The sequence below is a fragment of the Mycobacterium sp. NGS19 genome, assembly GCF_059813155.1.
The window spans coordinates 217,758-233,123 of sequence record NZ_JCALEB010000003.1; the positions used below are offsets into that span (position 1 = coordinate 217,758).

A 15,366-nucleotide genomic window follows, 5' to 3' on the forward strand; every position below is an offset into this window, starting at 1 on the left:
CGGTCAGGCGTGCTGCATGTAGTCGTGAGTCCCGGCGGCCGTGCGCAGTTGATGACGGCCCCGGCCCACGGAGCGCAGTGTGCCGTTGAGGTACTCCTCGAACTGCGCCAGCTTGCTGTCGACGTAGATGTCGCACTCGCCGCGCAGCCGATCGGCCTCGGCATGTGCCGCGTCGATCATCCTGGTGGCCTCGGCCCGCGCCGACTGCACCACCTCGGTCTGCGACACCAGACGCTGCTGCTCTTTGATGCCTTCCTGGACGGCCTTCTCGTAGGAGAGGTTGCCGTTCTCGATCAGGCGGTCGGCCTCGCTCTTGGCACGGGTGGTCATCACCTCGTACTCGCGCTTGGCGGTGGCGGTGATGCGGCTGGCCTCGTCCCGCGCTTCGGCGAGCATCTGGTCACAATGCGCGCGGGCCTCGGCAACCATGCGATCGGCCTGCGACTTCGCGTCTGACAGCAGCCGATCGGCTTCGGTGCGGGCGTGGTTGAGCACCGAGTCGGCCTCGGCGGTGGCCGTCGCCACCATCGACTCCGAGTGCTCCTTGGCCTCGCGCAGCATCGTGTCGCGCGCATCGAGAACGTCCTGAGCGTCGTCGAGCTCGCCGGGGATCGCATCTTTGATGTCGTCGATCAATTCGAGGACGTCGCCGCGCGGAACTACGCAGCCCGCCGTCATCGGCACACCGCGAGCCTCTTCGACGATCGCGCTCAGCTCGTCGAGCGCTTCAAAAACTCGGTACACGGCCACCCTCCAGCCCTAGTCACCGGCGACCGGGATCGCCGCAGCATCTGTTGAGACCAGTGTGCCTGGTGTTACGCCTGTGACTAGGAAGGCTGGAGGGGTGTGTCGGCTACCGTAGCGCGGCTGCGATCGCGTCGCGGGCGCGGTCGAGCATCGACGCGAACGGCCCGGCAGCGAAGTTCAGCTTGGCCGACTCGACGCCGGGGTGTGGCCGGGTGGGTGCGATCGCTTCGGCGGCCCGCACCGCCGTGGCCATCCGCTTGAGGTCGTCACCGTCGAGCTTGCGCTGCAGCTTGTCGAACTCCTCGAGTTCCTCGAGCTCGGCGTGCTCGACGACCGCCTGCTGGAACTTCTTGAGCTCGTCGATGAACTCCTTGGAACCGATGTCCATCTTTTCGAGCTTGGACAGCTGCTCCTTGGCGTCGTGCTCTTCCTTCAACCGAGCGTCGACGATCTCGTCGCCGTTCCCGAGCTCGCCGCGGGCCCGCGGATGCACCACCATCTCTTCTGCGGTCTCGTGTACCGCGAGCAGCTGACGCAGTTCGACGAACGCCTTCTCTCGGGCCTCGTCGCTGGACGCCGAGAAGACTTCCTCGAACAGGTCCTTGATCAGATTGTGTTGTCCCTTAAGGAACTTCACCACGTCATCGGTCGACTGGACGAACGTTTCAACCACGGCAACAAACCTCCGGAGATACGACTTGGATTGGGCGCGAATGGGCTGTGCGCCAACTCCGGGCTACCCGTCGTGGCAGTGGGCTAATCCTTCAGCTGGCCTGCAGCTTGGCTTGCAACCGCTTGTTGACCGCCTCGGGCAACAGGTCGGAGACGTCCCCACCCATCGATGCAACCTCTTTGGCCAGCGATGACGACACGAAAGAGTACCGCGGGGTGGTGGCGACGAAGAACGTGTCGACGCCTGCGATGTGCTTGTTCATCTGAGCCATCTGCAGCTCGTATTCGAAGTCGGTGCCGGTGCGCAGTCCCTTGACGATCGCGGTGAACCCGCGCGCCTTGACGAAGTCGACGACGAGACCCTGCCCGGATTCCACGCGCAGGTTGCGCAAATGGGCGCAAGCCTCCTCGATCATCGCAATGCGTTCGTCGACGTTGAACATTCCGCTCTTCTTCGGATTCGTCAGCACCGCGACGATCACCTCGTCGAATTGCGCGGCCGCGCGCTCGAAGACGTCGATATGTCCGAGTGTCACCGGGTCGAAAGACCCGGGGCAGACCGCGCCACTCATGGGTGACGACGCTAGCAGCCGCGCGATGTGCATGCTCGCACCGTGACGAGGGTGCGCTCCGGTACAGCAGAGCCCGGCGTGTCGGCGTGCAGACGCGCGCGCTCGCGCCCGTGTCGGCGTGCAGACGCGCGCGCTCGCGCCGCGGACTAGGGGGAAGCGGCGGCGAACTCCAGCCGGGTGTCGCCGTAGCGGCGCTGTAGCCACACCGTCCAGCCGTCCGGCCACACCAGCGGCGGCGACGACGCCCGACGCTCCACCACGACGACGGTCCCGTCGGCGGTCCACCCGCCCAGGCTCAGCGCGGTCAGCATTGCCGTGACGTCGCCGGACCCCATGTCATAGGGCGGGTCGGCGAAGACCAGATCCGCAGGTTGCGATGCGCCGGCGCCGAGCACCGCCGCCACCGGCCGCGCGATCACCGTCGCCCCCGGCAATTCGAGCGTGCTGGCGTTGCGTTCGATCACGGCCGCGGTGCGCGCGTTGGCCTCCACGAACGTCGCGCGCGCCGCGCCGCGTGACAGCGCCTCCAGCCCCAGCGCGCCCGAACCGGCGTACAGATCGAGCACCGCGATGTCCTCGAAGTCCAGTCTGGCGGCCAGCACGTTGAACAGCGCCTCGCGGACCCGGTCACTGGTGGGCCGGGTGCCTCTCGGCGGGACCGCGATCCGGCGTCCGCCGGCGCGCCCGGCGATGATGCGGGTCAGCTGATCACCATCAGCAGATCGCCGCCCTCCACCTGTGCGGTCTGGGACACGGCAATCCGGCTCACCGATCCCGCCTTGGACGCGGTGATGGCCGCTTCCATTTTCATGGCCTCGATGGTGGCGACGGTCTGGCCCGCCGTCACCTCGTCGCCTTCGCTGACCGCCACCGTCACGACGCCCGCGAACGGCGCGGCGATGTGGTCGGGGTTGGTCCGGTCGGCTTTCTCGGCGGCCGGCACGGCCGTGGCGACGCTGCGGTCGCGCACCAGCACCGGCCGCAGCTGGCCGTTGAGGATGCACATCACGGTGCGCATGCCGCGCTCGTCGGGGTCGGAGATCGCCTCCAGCCCGATCAGCAGCTCGACGCCGCGTTCCAGCTGCACGCGGTGTTCCTCGCCGTGGCGGAGGCCGTAGAAGAACTGGTTGGCCGACAGCCGCGACGTGTCGCCGTACAGTTCGCGGTGCTCCTCGAAATCCTTCGTCGGACCGGGGAACAGCAATCGGTTGAGTGTTGCTTGACGTTGCGGCCCAGGGCTTTTCAACGCGTTCTCGTCGTCGGCGGTCAGGTCCTGCTGCGGCTTGGCGGGCGCGCGGTCGGCGAGCGCCTTGGTCCGCAGCGGCTCGGGCCAGCCGCCGGGCGGATCGCCGAGCTCGCCGCGGAAGAACCCGACCACCGAGTCGGGGATGTCCAGGCGCGAAGGGTCGGCAGCGAACTCGTCGGCGGTGATGCCCGCCCCCAGCAGCGCCAGCGCCAGGTCGCCGACCACTTTCGACGACGGGGTCACCTTGACCAGCCGACCCAGAATCCGATCTGCCGCAGCGTAATTGGCCTCGATCTCTTCGAAGCGGTCGCCGAAGCCCAGCGCGATGGCCTGCTGACGAAGGTTGGACAGCTGACCGCCGGGAATTTCGTGGCGGTACACCCGGCCCGTGGGGAATACGGGTCCGGACGCTGCGACATCGAACGGCGCGTAGACCTTTCGCAGCGCCTCCCAGTAGGGCTCCAGGTCGCACACCGCCGACAGCGACAGCCCGCTGTCGTACTCGGTGTGTGCGGTGGCGGCGACGATCGCCGACAGCGCAGGCTGGCTGGTGGTGCCGGCCAGCGGCGCGGCGGCGCCGTCAACCGCGCTTGCCCCGGCGTGGATGGCCGCCAGGTAGGTGGCGAGTTGGCCGCCCGGTGTGTCGTGGGTGTGGACGTGCACCGGCAGGTCGAAGCGGCTGCGCAGCGCGCTCACCAACGCCGTCGCCGCTTGGGGCCGCAGCAGCCCCGCCATGTCTTTGATCGCGAGGATGTGTGCACCGGCGTCCACGATCTGCTCCGCCAGCTTCAGGTAGTAGTCCAGGGTGTAGAGCGTTTCGCCGGGGTCGGACAGGTCACCGGTGTAGCTCATCGCGACTTCGGCGACGGCCGTACCGGTTTCGCGGACCGCATCGATCGCGGGCCGCATCGACTCGACGTTGTTGAGCGCGTCGAAGATGCGGTAGATGTCGATGCCGGTGGCGGTCGCCTCCTCGACGAAGGCGTGGGTGACGGATTCGGGATACGGCGTGTAGCCGACGGTGTTGCGACCGCGCAGCAACATCTGCAGGCAGATGTTGGGAACCGCTTCGCGCAGCGCCGCCAGCCGTTCCCACGGGTCTTCCTTCAGAAAACGAAGCGCCACATCGTATGTCGCACCGCCCCAGCATTCGATGGACAGCAGCTGCGGGGTCATCCGGGCGACGTACGGCGCCACCATCAGCAAGCCGTTCGTGCGCAACCGGGTGGCCAACAGCGATTGGTGCGCGTCGCGAAACGTCGTCTCGGTAAGCCCCACGGGCACAGACTCTTTCAGCCACCGGGCGAACCCTTCCGGGCCCAGTGCCGTCAACCGTTGCTTGGACCCCTGCGGTGGCGGCACCGACAGATCGACCGACGGCAACTTGTCATGCGGATACACCGTCGACGGCCGCGGACCGTGTGGCTGGTTGACAGTGACGTCGGCGAGGTAGTTGAGGATCTTGGTGCCGCGGTCGGCCGGAGTCCGCGCGGTCAGCAGCCATGGCCGCTCTTCGATGAACGAGGTGGTGACTCGTCCGGCGCGGAAATCGGAATCCGCCACCACCGCAAGCAGAAACGGGATGTTCGTCGCCACCCCGCGGATGCGGAATTCGGCGAGCGCGCGGCGCGCACGGGCGACCGCCGTGGAGAAGTCGCGTCCGCGGCAGGTGAGTTTGACCAGCATGGAGTCGAAGTGCGCGTTGACCTCGGCGCCCAGATTGGTGGCGCCGTCGAGCCGGACGCCGGCACCGCCGGTGGAGCGATAGCCGGTGATGCGGCCGGTGTCGGGACGAAAGCCGTTGGCCGGATCCTCGGTGGTGATGCGGCACTGCATCGCAGCGCCGCGGATGCGAATCGAATCCTGGTGCAGCCCAAGGTCTTCGAGTGACTCCCCGTCGGCGATGCGCATCTGGCTGCCCACCAGGTCGACGTCGGTGATCTCCTCGGTGACCGTGTGCTCCACCTGGATGCGCGGATTCATTTCGATGAACACGTAATGTCCGCGCTCGTCGAGCAGGAACTCGACCGTGCCCGCATAGGCGTAATCGATGTGACGCGCGAACGCCACCGCGTCGGCGCAGATCCGCGCACGCAGCTCGTCGGGCAGGTTCGGCGCCGGAGCGAGCTCGATGACCTTTTGGTGGCGACGCTGCACGCTGCAGTCCCGCTCGAACAGGTGGATGACGTTGCCCTGCGTGTCGGCGAGGATCTGCACCTCGATGTGACGCGGGTTGATCACCGCCTGTTCCAGGTACACGGCCGGGTCGCCGAAGGCCGACTCGGCTTCCCGGCTGGCGGCTTCGATCGCCTCGGGTAGCGCTTCTGGATCGGTCACCCGCCGCATGCCGCGGCCACCGCCACCGGAGACCGCCTTGACGAACAGCGGAAACTCCATGTTCCGTGCGGCGGCCACCAGCTCGTCCACCGACGTCGACGGCGCCGAGGACGTCAGCACCGGAAGACCTGCGGCGCGCGCGGCCTCGATCGCGCGGGACTTGTTGCCGGTCAGCTCGAGGATGTCCGCGTTGGGTCCGATGAAGGTGATGCCGGCGTCGACGCAGGCTGCGGCCAGCTCTGGGTTCTCCGACAAGAAGCCGTAACCGGGGTAGACGGCGTCGGCTCCGGCACGCAGCGCGGTGCCGACGATCTCGTCGACCGAGAGATACGCCCGCACCGGATGGCCCACCTCACCGATCTGATACGACTCGTCGGCCTTGAGCCGGTGCACAGAGTTGCGGTCCTCGTATGGATACACCGCGACGGTGGCGATGCCGAGTTCATAGGCGGCGCGGAACGCGCGGATCGCGATTTCGCCTCGATTGGCGACAAGAACCTTCTGGATCACGAGATCAGCGTCGACCAGTAATCCCAGAACTGCACGACGATCAGCAGAATCACCGCGGTAACCCACAGGGCGACCAGCGGCCAGCGCCATGTGTAGAGCAGGCGGCCGGCGGCGTGCCGGCCCAGCGGCGCCAGCGCCACCGACGAGACGACGACCAGCAGCGGGATGGTCACCGCCCACACCACCATGCAGTACGGGCACAGGGCGTTGATCCGGTACAGGCTCTGGAAGATCAGCCAGTGCACGAACACCGCCCCCAGCAGCGTGCCAGCCGCGAGCCCGAGCCAATACCAGCGCGGCAGGCCCACCCGACCGACCGCGAGCACGCCGGTGACCACCACGACGGTGAACGCGACGATGCCCAGAAGCGGATTGGGGAAACCGAAGAGCGCGGCCTGCGGCGTCACCATCACCGACCCGCAGGACAACACCGGGTTGATGCTGCACGACGGGCGGTACGACGGGTTCTTCAGTAGCTCGATCCGCTCGACCGTCAGCGTGAACGACGCCGCCAGCCCGATCACCCCGGCGATCAGCACGTACCAGGCGCTGGCGCGAGCGATGCCCACCCCAGCACGACTGGGCGCCTGGTCCACCGCGTTGTCGGCCGACGGGGACTGGTCGGGCGCGGCGACGGTCATTGCGCCGGGGCGGGGCTCGCCGGTGGCGGCGCCGGCGGCAGGGCCCCGAGAATGCCTTTGACCTGATCGGTCAGCGTCTGCGGCGTGGTGGTGCGGGTGATCGGGAATTCCTTGCCGTTCAGCAGGATCGTGGGGGTGCCGGTGATCTTGGCGTCTTTGGCCATGCCCTTCACCACGTCGAGGTACTTGCCGCTGTTGATGCAGTCAGCAACCTTGGGGCTGGCGCCGGCTTGCTGGGCCTGCTCGATCAACCAGGCGTTGTCGTGGAACGGACCGGCGACCTCGTCGGGCTGGACGCCGCGTTGATACAGCATCGAGTGGAACTTGCGGAACGCGGGGATCGACTCGTCGGCCACGCAGTAAGCCGCCGCGCCGGCGCGTGACGAATAGTTGTTGCTGCCCGGCCTGTTGTCGAGGATCGCCACCATCCGGTAGTCGACCTGGATGGCACCGCTGTCGATCAGCTGGCTGACCGTGGGGCCGAACTGCTCTTCGAAACCGCCGCAGGCGGGGCACAGGAAGTCCTCGTAGATGGACAGCACGGCCTTGGCCTGGCCGGCGTCGTTTTTCACGAGCCTGTCTTGTGCGGCAACCGTGATCGCCCGTCCGCTGTGCGCGGCGGCCGGGCCGTTGTCCTTCTTGTGCAGCATGATCCAGCCGACCAGAGCGACCGCGAAAATGATGACCAGCGCGGTGAGCCCGCCGCGCACCAACAGTTCACGCTTGCGGTCGGCCGCCTTCAGGTCATAGCGCTTGGATTTGTTCGCCACAGCGCTCAGACTACCGGCGGCCCTCAGCGCGTCCTGCTCAAACGTGGGTCAGGTGCGCTCGCAACGCCGAGGTGATCTCGGCCATCGCCAGCTGACTCCCGCCGCCCAGCGGCCAGAAGTTGCAGAACGCGTGGATCAGCGAGGACATCCGCCGGCAGTCGACCGTCACCCCGGCTTCTCGCAGGCGCTCGACGTAGGCCTCGCCTTCGTCGCGCAGCGGGTCGAAGCCCGCGGTGATCACGATCGCCGGCGGCAGGCCGGCGAGGTCGTCGGCAAGCAGCGGCGACACCCGCGGGTCGGTGACGTCCAGTCCCGATCCGTCGAGGTACTGCTGCCCACACCACTTCATGTCGTGTGCCGTCAGAAAGAACCCGTTGGCGAACAACGCCCGCGAGCGGGTGCCGCCCCGCAAATCGGTCACCGGATACAGCAGCAGCTGCAGCGCCGGCGGCACGCCGTCGTTACGCCCCCACCGCGCGATCACGGCCGCGAGGTTGCCGCCGGCACTGTCGCCGCCGACGGCCACGACTCCGCGCCGGGTGCCGAGCTCGTGGCCGTGCTGCACCGCCCACCGGTAGGCGGCATAGGCGTCCTCGAGTCCGGCGGGCGCCGGATGCTCGGGTGCGAGGCGGTACGCCACCGACAGCACGTCGATGCCGGCGTCCCGGCAGATCAAGCGGCACACGTTGTCGTGGGTGTCCAGATCGCCGAGCACCCAGCCGCCGCCGTGGAAATAGAGCAGCAGCGGATTGGCGCCGCCGCTGTCAGGGCGGTAGTGCCGGGCCGGGATCGGGCCGGCGGGTCCGGGAACAGACAGCTCGGTGACCGAGGCGAGCGGAACCGGGTTACGGTCGATGGCGTGGGTGGTGCGGCGCACCCGCTCGCGGGAGTAAGCCACGTCGTCGCGCGCGGTCAGGCCTTCTTCCCCGGAGAGCTTCAGCGACACCAGGGCCAACTGCAGGGTCGGGTCGAGGGTGTTGCCGTCGATCGTGACGGCCCGCGCCATCAACCGTTTCGCGGCGTCGGGAATCGCGGGCAGCACACCTGCGCCGACCTTGTTGGCGAAGAGCGCCGCCGCGACGCGGGCCTGGGTGAGGCGGTGGTGGTTTCTTGCCGATGGCGAACCGTGCGATGTGGAACGCGTTGGGGTGTCGGTCACATCCATGGACGGTAATCGCTTCGAGGTTGCGCTGGCAGACTGGTCGGAATGACTGCTCCGCTGATCACGCTCAATGACGGCAACGCCATTCCCAGCGTGGGTCTCGGCGTGTTCAAGACACCACCGAAGGAGACGGAAAAGGCGGTCCGTGCTGCGCTCGAGGCCGGCTACCGGCACATCGACACGGCGTCGATGTACGGCAACGAGCGCGAAGTCGGCCGCGCGGTCGCCAAGTCCGGCATCCCGCGCGAGGAGATCTTCGTCGTCACGAAGCTGTGGAATTCCGACCAGGGATACGACCGGACGATGAAAGCCTTCGAGAAGAGCATGAAGCTGCTCGGCTTGGAGGGCGGCTATCTGGACCTGTACCTGATCCACTGGCCGGTGCCGGCGATCGGCCGGTTCGTCGACACCTGGCGGGCGTTCGCCGCGCTGCGCGACCTCGGCCGGATCCGCTCGATCGGCGTCTCCAATTTCGCGCCGGAACATCTGAGCACGTTGATCGACGCCACCGGCATCGTGCCGGTCGTCAACCAGATCGAGCTGCATCCGCTGTTGACGCAGGTGGAGCTGCGTGAAGTGCACGCGCAGCTGGGAATCGCGACGGAGGCGTGGAGCCCGCTCGGCCGGGGCCGGCTGCTCGAGCATCCCACCGTCACCGAGATCGCCGAGCGGTACGGCAAGACTCCCGCGCAGGCGATCATCCGCTGGCATTTGCAGATCGGTAACATCGTCATCCCCAAGTCGGTGAACCCTGAGCGGATTGCGAGCAACTTCGACGTGTTCGACTTCGAATTGAGTGAGGAAGACGTCACCTCGATCTCCTCGCTCGACAACGGCACCCGGCTAGGTCCCGATCCACGCACCTTCAACTCCACGGGCAGGTGAGATGACGCCGACCATCACCCTCAACGACGACAACGTCATTCCGGTTGTCGGCCTCGGCGTGGCAGAGCTGTCGGAAGACGACACCGAGCGGGCGGTCAACGCGGCCTTGGAGGCCGGCTACCGGCTGATCGACACCGCGTCGGCGTACGGCAACGAGGCCGCCGTCGGCCGCGCGATCGCGGCGTCCGGCATCCCGCGCGAAGAGGTGATCGTCACCACCAAGGTCGCCACCCAAGACCAGGGCTACGGCAGCACCAAAGAGGCCTGCGCCGCAAGTCTCGAGCGACTGGGCCTGGACTACATCGACCTCTACCTGATCCATTGGCCCGCAGCGCAATTGGGCACGTACCTGGACACCTACGGCGCTATGCAGATTCTGCAGCAGGAAGGCAAGGTGCGCTCGATCGGCGTCTGCAACTTCCTCGAGGAGCAGCTGACCTCGATCGCCGACATCACCTACACCCACCCGGCGGTCAACCAGATCGAGCTGCACCCGCTGCTCAACCAGGCGGAGCTGCGCGCGCTGCACGCCGATCGCGGCATCGTCACCGAGGCTTACAGCCCGCTGGGGGTGGGCAAGCTGCTGGACAACCCGACGCTGGTGTCGATCGCGCAGGCGCACGGGAAGACGCCCGCGCAAGTGGCGATCCGCTGGAGCATTCAGCTCGGCAACGTCGTGATCCCGCGGTCGGGCAACCCGGAGCGGATCAAAGAGAACATCGACGTCTTCGACTTCGAGCTGACCGACGAGCAGATGGACTCCATCAACGCGCTCCACGACGGCACCCGGTTCCGCCCCGACCCCGCCACCTACACCGGCACCTGAGCAACCAGGTCAACCCGTCGGACAGGTGCTCGCGCCCTCTCGCAAAACGCCGGCCGACGACTCGTCGATCGGCAGCCCGTAGCCGCGCAGCACGTTCACGAACTGCACCGAATACTGGCACCAGAACGCCTTGTTGGGCGGCATCCAGGTGGACGGTGCCTGGTCCCCCTTGTCCTGGTTCGCCTGCCCGGCGACCGCGATCAGGTTCGCGGGGTCGTTGGCGAACCGCACCCGCATGTCGTCGGACCATGCCCGAGCGCCCAGATCCCATGCCAGCGCCAAAGGCACGATGTGGTCGATCTGCACCGCCGCGCCGGTCTGCTCGCCGCGCACGAATGCAACCGTGGCATTGGTGTACGGGTCGTGAAGCATGCCGGTGGCCACCGCGTGCGGGCAGCGCTTGATCGAAACGTAGGTCTTGTCGACGAGGTCGCGGTCCAGGATGTCGTTGCGGGTGTCGCAGCCGTTGTGACCCAGCGGCGCGTCGTTGTCGTCGGTCCAATTCTCGCCGAACGCCGCACGGCGATAGTCGTTGCTGCGCACCCGAATTGGGATGATCGCGATGCCGGCGAGCACGTCGGTGCCGGGGGCGACGGTGGGCACGTCCGCCTGGGCGGTGAACGCCTCGGAGCGATGCCGCCATGCGGTGGTGCCGGCCTGCAAGGCGACGAAAAGGGCGACCATCACGGCGGCGGCCAACAGCGCCCAGGTGCGTCGGCTCATGCCTTGTCCAGGAATTCGACGCGGTCGGATTCGATGAATTGCGCTGCGAGCATTGCCATTCCACGATGGTGCGGGTGCTCTGGATAAAGCGACTCACACATTGCCCGGGCGGCTTCGATGATCTCCCGGTGTTTCGACAGCGACAGAAACCTCAGCGTGATGGGACGCCCGGATTGGCTGTGGCCCAGCACATCTCCTTCGCGGCGCTCCTCCAGGTCGAGGTCGGCGAGCTCGAAGCCGTCCAGCGTGCCGGCGACAGCCTTTAGTCGGCGCCCGGCCGAGGATCCCTCCGGGAGCCGGGTGGCGAGCAGACACAGGCTCGGATGCCGGCCGCGGCCGATGCGGCCGCGCAGTTGATGCAGTTGGCTGATCCCGAACCGGTCGGCGTCCATCACCAACATCACCGTCGCGTTGGGGACGTCGACGCCCACCTCGATCACCGTGGTGCACACCAGTACGTCGATCTGTCCGTTGCGGAAACCGGCCATCACGGCGTCCTTCTCGTCAGCCGACAGCCGGCCGTGCATCAGGCCCAGCCGCAGACCAGACAGAGCCCCGCGCCGCAAAGACGTGTACAGCTCGAGGACCGTGGTCGCCGGCGGTCCCCCGGTGCTGGGGTTGTCGCTCTCGTCGATGCGCGACGCCACCACGTAGGCCTGCCGCCCGGCCCTGACTTCTTCGGTGATGCGCTGCCACGCGCGGTCGAGCCACTTCGGCTTGTCGTTGACGAAGATCGTGGTGGTGGTGGTGGGTTGGCGTCCGCGCGGCAACTCGCGCAGTGTCGACATCTCGAGGTCGCCGTAGACGGTCAGCGCGACCGTGCGCGGAATGGGCGTGGCGGTCATCACCAACAGATGCGGGGTCAGGCCCTCGGGAGCCTTGGCGCGCAGGCGATCCCGTTGCTCGACCCCGAACCGGTGTTGCTCGTCGACGACGACCATGCCGAGGCTTTTGAACTCGACAGCGTCCTGCAGCAGCGCGTGGGTTCCGATCACGATGCCGGCCTGACCGGACGCGACCTCCTCACGCACCTGCCGCTTCTGCTGCGGCGACATGGATCCGGTCAGCAGCGCCACCCGGGTGCCGTCGTCCGCGCCGCCGAGTTGACCCGCCATCGCCAACGGGCCGAGGATGTCGCGGATCGAGCGGGCGTGCTGAGCCGCAAGCACTTCCGTGGGTGCCAGCATCGCGCATTGATATCCGGCGTCGACCATCTGCAGCATGGCCAGCACCGAGACGACGGTCTTGCCGGAGCCGACTTCCCCTTGCAGCATCCTGTTCATCGGTCGGCTGCCGGCCAATTCGGCGGACAGCACGTCGAGCACGTCGCGCTGGCCCTGAGTCAATTCGAACGGCAACTGCCCCAGCATCGCCGCGACCAGTCCGTCGTCCCTTCGTGGTGCCGGTGGCCCGCTGTCGCTGCGTTCGCCGTGTCGCCGGGCCACCAGAGCCCACTGCAGCCCGACCGCCTCGTCGAAGGTGAGCCGCTCGGCGGCACGGTCCCGTTCCACCGAGTTGGTGGCCAGGTGGATGGCCCGCAACGCCTGGTCTTCTGACATCAGAAGGCGTTGGCGCACAACGTCTTCGGGCAACGGTTCCTCGATCGGGTCCAGCACGTCGAGCACTTGGCGCACGCAGGCGTAGATATCCCAGCTCTGCACTTTGGCGTTGGCCGGGTAGATGGGGAAGAATTCCCGCTCGAACGCCGCGAGCAGCTGCTCCTCACCGGTGGCCCTCGCGGCATCGGCGATGGTTTTCAGTGACTTGGTTCCGGCGGTCTTTCCCGTAGGCGAGCTGAGCACCAAGAACGCCGGATGGCTCAATTTCATTGTGCCCCGGTAGTGTTCGACCTCACCGGACAGCATGACCCGGGTGCCTTTGACCAGCTTGTCGAGCATCCAGTCCGCGTTGAAGAACGTGGCGGTGACCCTCGGCCGATGTGTCCCCAGCGTCACTTGCAACCACTTGCGCCTGCGCTTGCCCGGCTTCGGTTTCATCCAGTCCGACTTCGTTTCGGTGATCTCGTCGACGAACGTGACGTGTTCGCCTTCTTCCAGGTCGAATTCGTCGTCCTCGCCGCGCACCGACATTCCCTCGCTGTACTTGCGGGGGTAGTGCCGGAGCAAGTCGTTGACCGTTCGCATTCCGAAGTGTTCTTCGAGCTTTCTGGCGGTGTTGCGGCCGAGGACGTAGTCGAGCCGGTCGTCGAGCGTGGCCATCGCTACTCGACCCCGATCAGCAGCGCATCCCCGCGGTGACCGGTGTGATAGGTCACCAACTCCGTGCCGGGGTGATGACGATGCACGTGCGCTTGGAGGTCGGCGCCCACGCAGTCGTCGACATCCGCCCCGATCAGCACCGTCACCAGCTCACCGCCCGTGCCAAGCAGAAGGTCGAGCAGCCGGCGGGCCGTCGACGCGATGTCGTGGCGCACCACCAGCACCTCGTCGCCGGCGATGCCGAGCCCGTCACCGGGTTCGCACGGCCCGGCGAACGTGAGCGCCTCTTCGGTGGCGACGCGCACCGATGCGTAGCGAGTGGCCGCAGCGGCCTGCGCCATCGCATACCCGTCGTCGACGGCGGCGCGGCCCGGTTCGTGCACGGCGAGCGCGGCCAGTCCCTGCACCATCGACGCCGTGGGCAACGGGACCACGTCGAGACCCCAGCCGGTGGCCGCGGTGCAGCCGGCGACAAGTTCCTCGGCGGCGACGAAACCGTTGGGCAGCACCATGATCTGGCCGGCGCCGGTGTCGACGACCGCGCGCAGCAGCTCGGTGGCGCTGATCGACGCCGACGGGTCCTTCTTGTCGTCGGCGCACCGAAGCACGTGGGCGCCTTCGTCGGCGAACAGCTGCGCGGCACCGTCACCGTCGACGACCGCGAGCACCGCCCGACGCCGCACCCACCGGCTGGGCGCGGCGCCCCCGCGCAGCGTGGAGATCTGGATCTCACGCGGCGTGCCGACCGCAAGCCCGGCCTCGACCGCCGCCCCAGCGTCGTCGGCGTGGAGGTGCACCGAGTAGCGGTCGCCCCCGTCGCCCGCGATGGCCACCGAATCACCCAGCTGTTCCAGCCGTTTGCGCAGCCCGTCGATTCGCTCGGCGCTGGCGTCGATGTGATACATCACCTCGTAGTGAGGCGGGCGCGCGTCGGCATTCGGTTCCACGGTGGCCCGCTCTGCCGGCGGCGACGGAACGTACTCGCCGCGAGACGGCGTCTGCCCGGTGAGCACCGCGGCCAACGCATCGAGCAGCACCAGCAGCCCGCGCCCGCCGGCGTCCACGACTCCGCACTGGGCGAGCACGCCGAGCTGTTCAGGGGTCTTCTCGAGCGCGACGACGGCCGCATCCGCCGCGGCGAGCACAGTGCCGGGCAGGTCGTCGCCGTCGGCGGCGCAGTGTTCGGCCCGGGCAGCAGCCGCCTGCAGCACCGAAACGATGGTGCCCTGCACCTCCTCGCCCATCGATCCGACGACCAGCACGACGGCGTGGCGCAGGACCGCGCCGAAGAGCGCCGGGCTGACGTCCGCGAGCTGATTTTCCGTGTCGGCCGCCGCAGACGCCGTGACGTCGGCCAGTGCCCGCAGGATCTGGGACAGGATGACCCCCGAGTTGCCGCGGGCGCCATGCAGTGCGCCGCGGGCCAAGGCCGCCGCAACCTGGCTCACGTCGCCGGACCTCTTCGCGTGCCGCTCGGCTTCAGCCAGCGCGGCACGCATGGTGAACAGCATGTTCGTCCCGGTGTCGGCATCCGCGACCGGGAACACGTTGAGCCGGTTGATCTCCTCGGCGTGCACCACCAGACCGCCGACCGCCGCGTGTGCCCAGTCGAGCAGGCCGGATGCATCCAACCGCCGACCCGACATCACACCTCCTCGCGCGGCGCACTCGTTGCGAGCCTAGCCAGTCGGGCCGACAGGCCCGCGACGGTTGCGCCTGCCGCGTTTTTGGTGATCATCGGGGTGGCCGGTATCCTGGTGCGGTTGTCGACGTCACCTGCTCTGCAGTTGCTGGCCAGCGCGACGACACAGACGTAACGATCCGAATGGAGTTTCTGCTATGGCTGCCGTCTGCGATATCTGCGGGAAGCGTCCGGGCTTCGGCAAGTCGGTGTCGCACTCGCACCGCCGGACCAGCCGTCGCTGGAATCCCAACATCCAGACCGTGCGCGCCGTTGACCGCCCCGGTGGCAACAAGCAGCGGCTGAACGTGTGCACGTCCTGTCTGAAGGCCGGCAAGGTCGTCCGCGGCTGACGCTTACAACAGTCGTCTGCGC

At 67.7% G+C, this 15,366-nt stretch carries 14 protein-coding genes; 3 read left to right on the forward strand and 11 right to left on the reverse strand.

The window, feature by feature from the left end; translation table 11 throughout:
- Nucleotides 1-3: 3 nt before the first annotated feature.
- The 8 genes from sepIVA to AC5Y4N_RS10865 form a co-directional block, all read right to left on the reverse strand.
- Nucleotides 4-744, reverse strand: a complete 741-nt coding sequence (gene sepIVA, locus AC5Y4N_RS10830; RefSeq protein ID WP_499908035.1) for a cell division protein SepIVA — start codon at nucleotides 742-744, stop codon at nucleotides 4-6.
- Nucleotides 745-853: 109 nt separating this feature from the next.
- The gene (locus AC5Y4N_RS10835; RefSeq protein ID WP_499908034.1) at nucleotides 854-1,420 is read right to left on the reverse strand and encodes a hemerythrin domain-containing protein; all 567 of its coding nucleotides are present in this window, start codon (nucleotides 1,418-1,420) and stop codon (nucleotides 854-856) included.
- 91 nt (nucleotides 1,421-1,511) lie between these two features.
- On the reverse strand, nucleotides 1,512-1,991 hold the full coding sequence (coaD, locus tag AC5Y4N_RS10840) for a pantetheine-phosphate adenylyltransferase (RefSeq protein ID WP_499908033.1): 480 nt from the start codon (nucleotides 1,989-1,991) through the stop codon (nucleotides 1,512-1,514).
- 146 nt (nucleotides 1,992-2,137) lie between these two features.
- On the reverse strand, nucleotides 2,138-2,695 hold the full coding sequence (gene rsmD, locus AC5Y4N_RS10845) for a 16S rRNA (guanine(966)-N(2))-methyltransferase RsmD (protein ID WP_499908085.1): 558 nt from the start codon (nucleotides 2,693-2,695) through the stop codon (nucleotides 2,138-2,140).
- Nucleotides 2,692-6,084 (reverse strand): pyruvate carboxylase, encoded by a 3,393-nt coding sequence (locus AC5Y4N_RS10850; protein ID WP_499908032.1) that lies wholly within the window; start codon nucleotides 6,082-6,084, stop codon nucleotides 2,692-2,694. Before AC5Y4N_RS10850 ends, rsmD begins: the two co-directional genes overlap by 4 nt.
- Nucleotides 6,081-6,725 (reverse strand): vitamin K epoxide reductase family protein, encoded by a 645-nt coding sequence (locus AC5Y4N_RS10855; RefSeq protein WP_499908031.1) that lies wholly within the window; start codon nucleotides 6,723-6,725, stop codon nucleotides 6,081-6,083. The genes AC5Y4N_RS10850 and AC5Y4N_RS10855 overlap by 4 nt, the downstream gene beginning before the upstream one ends.
- On the reverse strand, nucleotides 6,722-7,495 hold the full coding sequence (locus AC5Y4N_RS10860) for a DsbA family protein (protein ID WP_499908030.1): 774 nt from the start codon (nucleotides 7,493-7,495) through the stop codon (nucleotides 6,722-6,724). Before AC5Y4N_RS10860 ends, AC5Y4N_RS10855 begins: the two co-directional genes overlap by 4 nt.
- 37 nt (nucleotides 7,496-7,532) lie before the next feature.
- The gene (locus tag AC5Y4N_RS10865; RefSeq protein WP_499908029.1) at nucleotides 7,533-8,660 is read right to left on the reverse strand and encodes an alpha/beta hydrolase; all 1,128 of its coding nucleotides are present in this window, start codon (nucleotides 8,658-8,660) and stop codon (nucleotides 7,533-7,535) included.
- Nucleotides 8,661-8,702: 42 nt separating this feature from the next.
- Here AC5Y4N_RS10865 and AC5Y4N_RS10870 point away from each other — a divergent pair, with 42 nt between their 5' ends.
- Together AC5Y4N_RS10870 and AC5Y4N_RS10875 are read left to right on the forward strand one after the other, a co-directional pair.
- The gene (locus tag AC5Y4N_RS10870) at nucleotides 8,703-9,542 is read left to right on the forward strand and encodes an aldo/keto reductase (protein WP_499908028.1); all 840 of its coding nucleotides are present in this window, start codon (nucleotides 8,703-8,705) and stop codon (nucleotides 9,540-9,542) included.
- Nucleotide 9,543: 1 nt separating this feature from the next.
- On the forward strand, nucleotides 9,544-10,368 hold the full coding sequence (locus AC5Y4N_RS10875) for an aldo/keto reductase (RefSeq protein WP_499908027.1): 825 nt from the start codon (nucleotides 9,544-9,546) through the stop codon (nucleotides 10,366-10,368).
- 9 nt (nucleotides 10,369-10,377) lie between these two features.
- Here AC5Y4N_RS10875 and AC5Y4N_RS10880 read toward each other — a convergent pair whose 3' ends face one another.
- From AC5Y4N_RS10880 to AC5Y4N_RS10890, 3 genes are read right to left on the reverse strand one after another with little or no spacing between them, the layout of a single operon-like run.
- Entirely contained in the window at nucleotides 10,378-11,091 is a 714-nt protein-coding gene (locus tag AC5Y4N_RS10880) for an HNH endonuclease family protein (RefSeq protein WP_499908026.1), read from the reverse strand.
- Entirely contained in the window at nucleotides 11,088-13,310 is a 2,223-nt protein-coding gene (gene recG, locus AC5Y4N_RS10885; protein ID WP_499908025.1) for an ATP-dependent DNA helicase RecG, read from the reverse strand. The genes AC5Y4N_RS10880 and recG overlap by 4 nt, the downstream gene beginning before the upstream one ends.
- A gap of 2 nt (nucleotides 13,311-13,312) precedes the next feature.
- The gene (locus tag AC5Y4N_RS10890; protein WP_499908024.1) at nucleotides 13,313-14,956 is read right to left on the reverse strand and encodes a DAK2 domain-containing protein; all 1,644 of its coding nucleotides are present in this window, start codon (nucleotides 14,954-14,956) and stop codon (nucleotides 13,313-13,315) included.
- 193 nt (nucleotides 14,957-15,149) lie between these two features.
- Here AC5Y4N_RS10890 and rpmB point away from each other — a divergent pair, with 193 nt between their 5' ends.
- Nucleotides 15,150-15,344 (forward strand): 50S ribosomal protein L28, encoded by a 195-nt coding sequence (gene rpmB / locus AC5Y4N_RS10895; protein ID WP_499908023.1) that lies wholly within the window; start codon nucleotides 15,150-15,152, stop codon nucleotides 15,342-15,344.
- The last annotated feature ends 22 nt before the right edge of the window (nucleotides 15,345-15,366 follow it).

What these genes read in the sequence shown, in the direction of transcription:
- coaD (WP_499908033.1), bottom strand. Translation starts at nt 1,991, where the DNA reads ATGAGTGGCGCGGTCTGCCCCGGGTCTTTCGACCCGGTGACACTCGGA.
- AC5Y4N_RS10855 (WP_499908031.1), bottom strand. Translation starts at nt 6,725, where the DNA reads ATGACCGTCGCCGCGCCCGACCAGTCCCCGTCGGCCGACAACGCGGTG.
- AC5Y4N_RS10865 (WP_499908029.1), bottom strand. Translation starts at nt 8,660, where the DNA reads ATGGATGTGACCGACACCCCAACGCGTTCCACATCGCACGGTTCGCCA.
- AC5Y4N_RS10870 (WP_499908028.1), top strand. Translation starts at nt 8,703, where the DNA reads ATGACTGCTCCGCTGATCACGCTCAATGACGGCAACGCCATTCCCAGC.
- AC5Y4N_RS10875 (WP_499908027.1), top strand. Translation starts at nt 9,544, where the DNA reads ATGACGCCGACCATCACCCTCAACGACGACAACGTCATTCCGGTTGTC.
- AC5Y4N_RS10880 (WP_499908026.1), bottom strand. Translation starts at nt 11,091, where the DNA reads ATGAGCCGACGCACCTGGGCGCTGTTGGCCGCCGCCGTGATGGTCGCC.
- recG (WP_499908025.1), bottom strand. Translation starts at nt 13,310, where the DNA reads ATGGCCACGCTCGACGACCGGCTCGACTACGTCCTCGGCCGCAACACC.
- AC5Y4N_RS10890 (WP_499908024.1), bottom strand. Translation starts at nt 14,956, where the DNA reads ATGTCGGGTCGGCGGTTGGATGCATCCGGCCTGCTCGACTGGGCACAC.
- rpmB (WP_499908023.1), top strand. Translation starts at nt 15,150, where the DNA reads ATGGCTGCCGTCTGCGATATCTGCGGGAAGCGTCCGGGCTTCGGCAAG.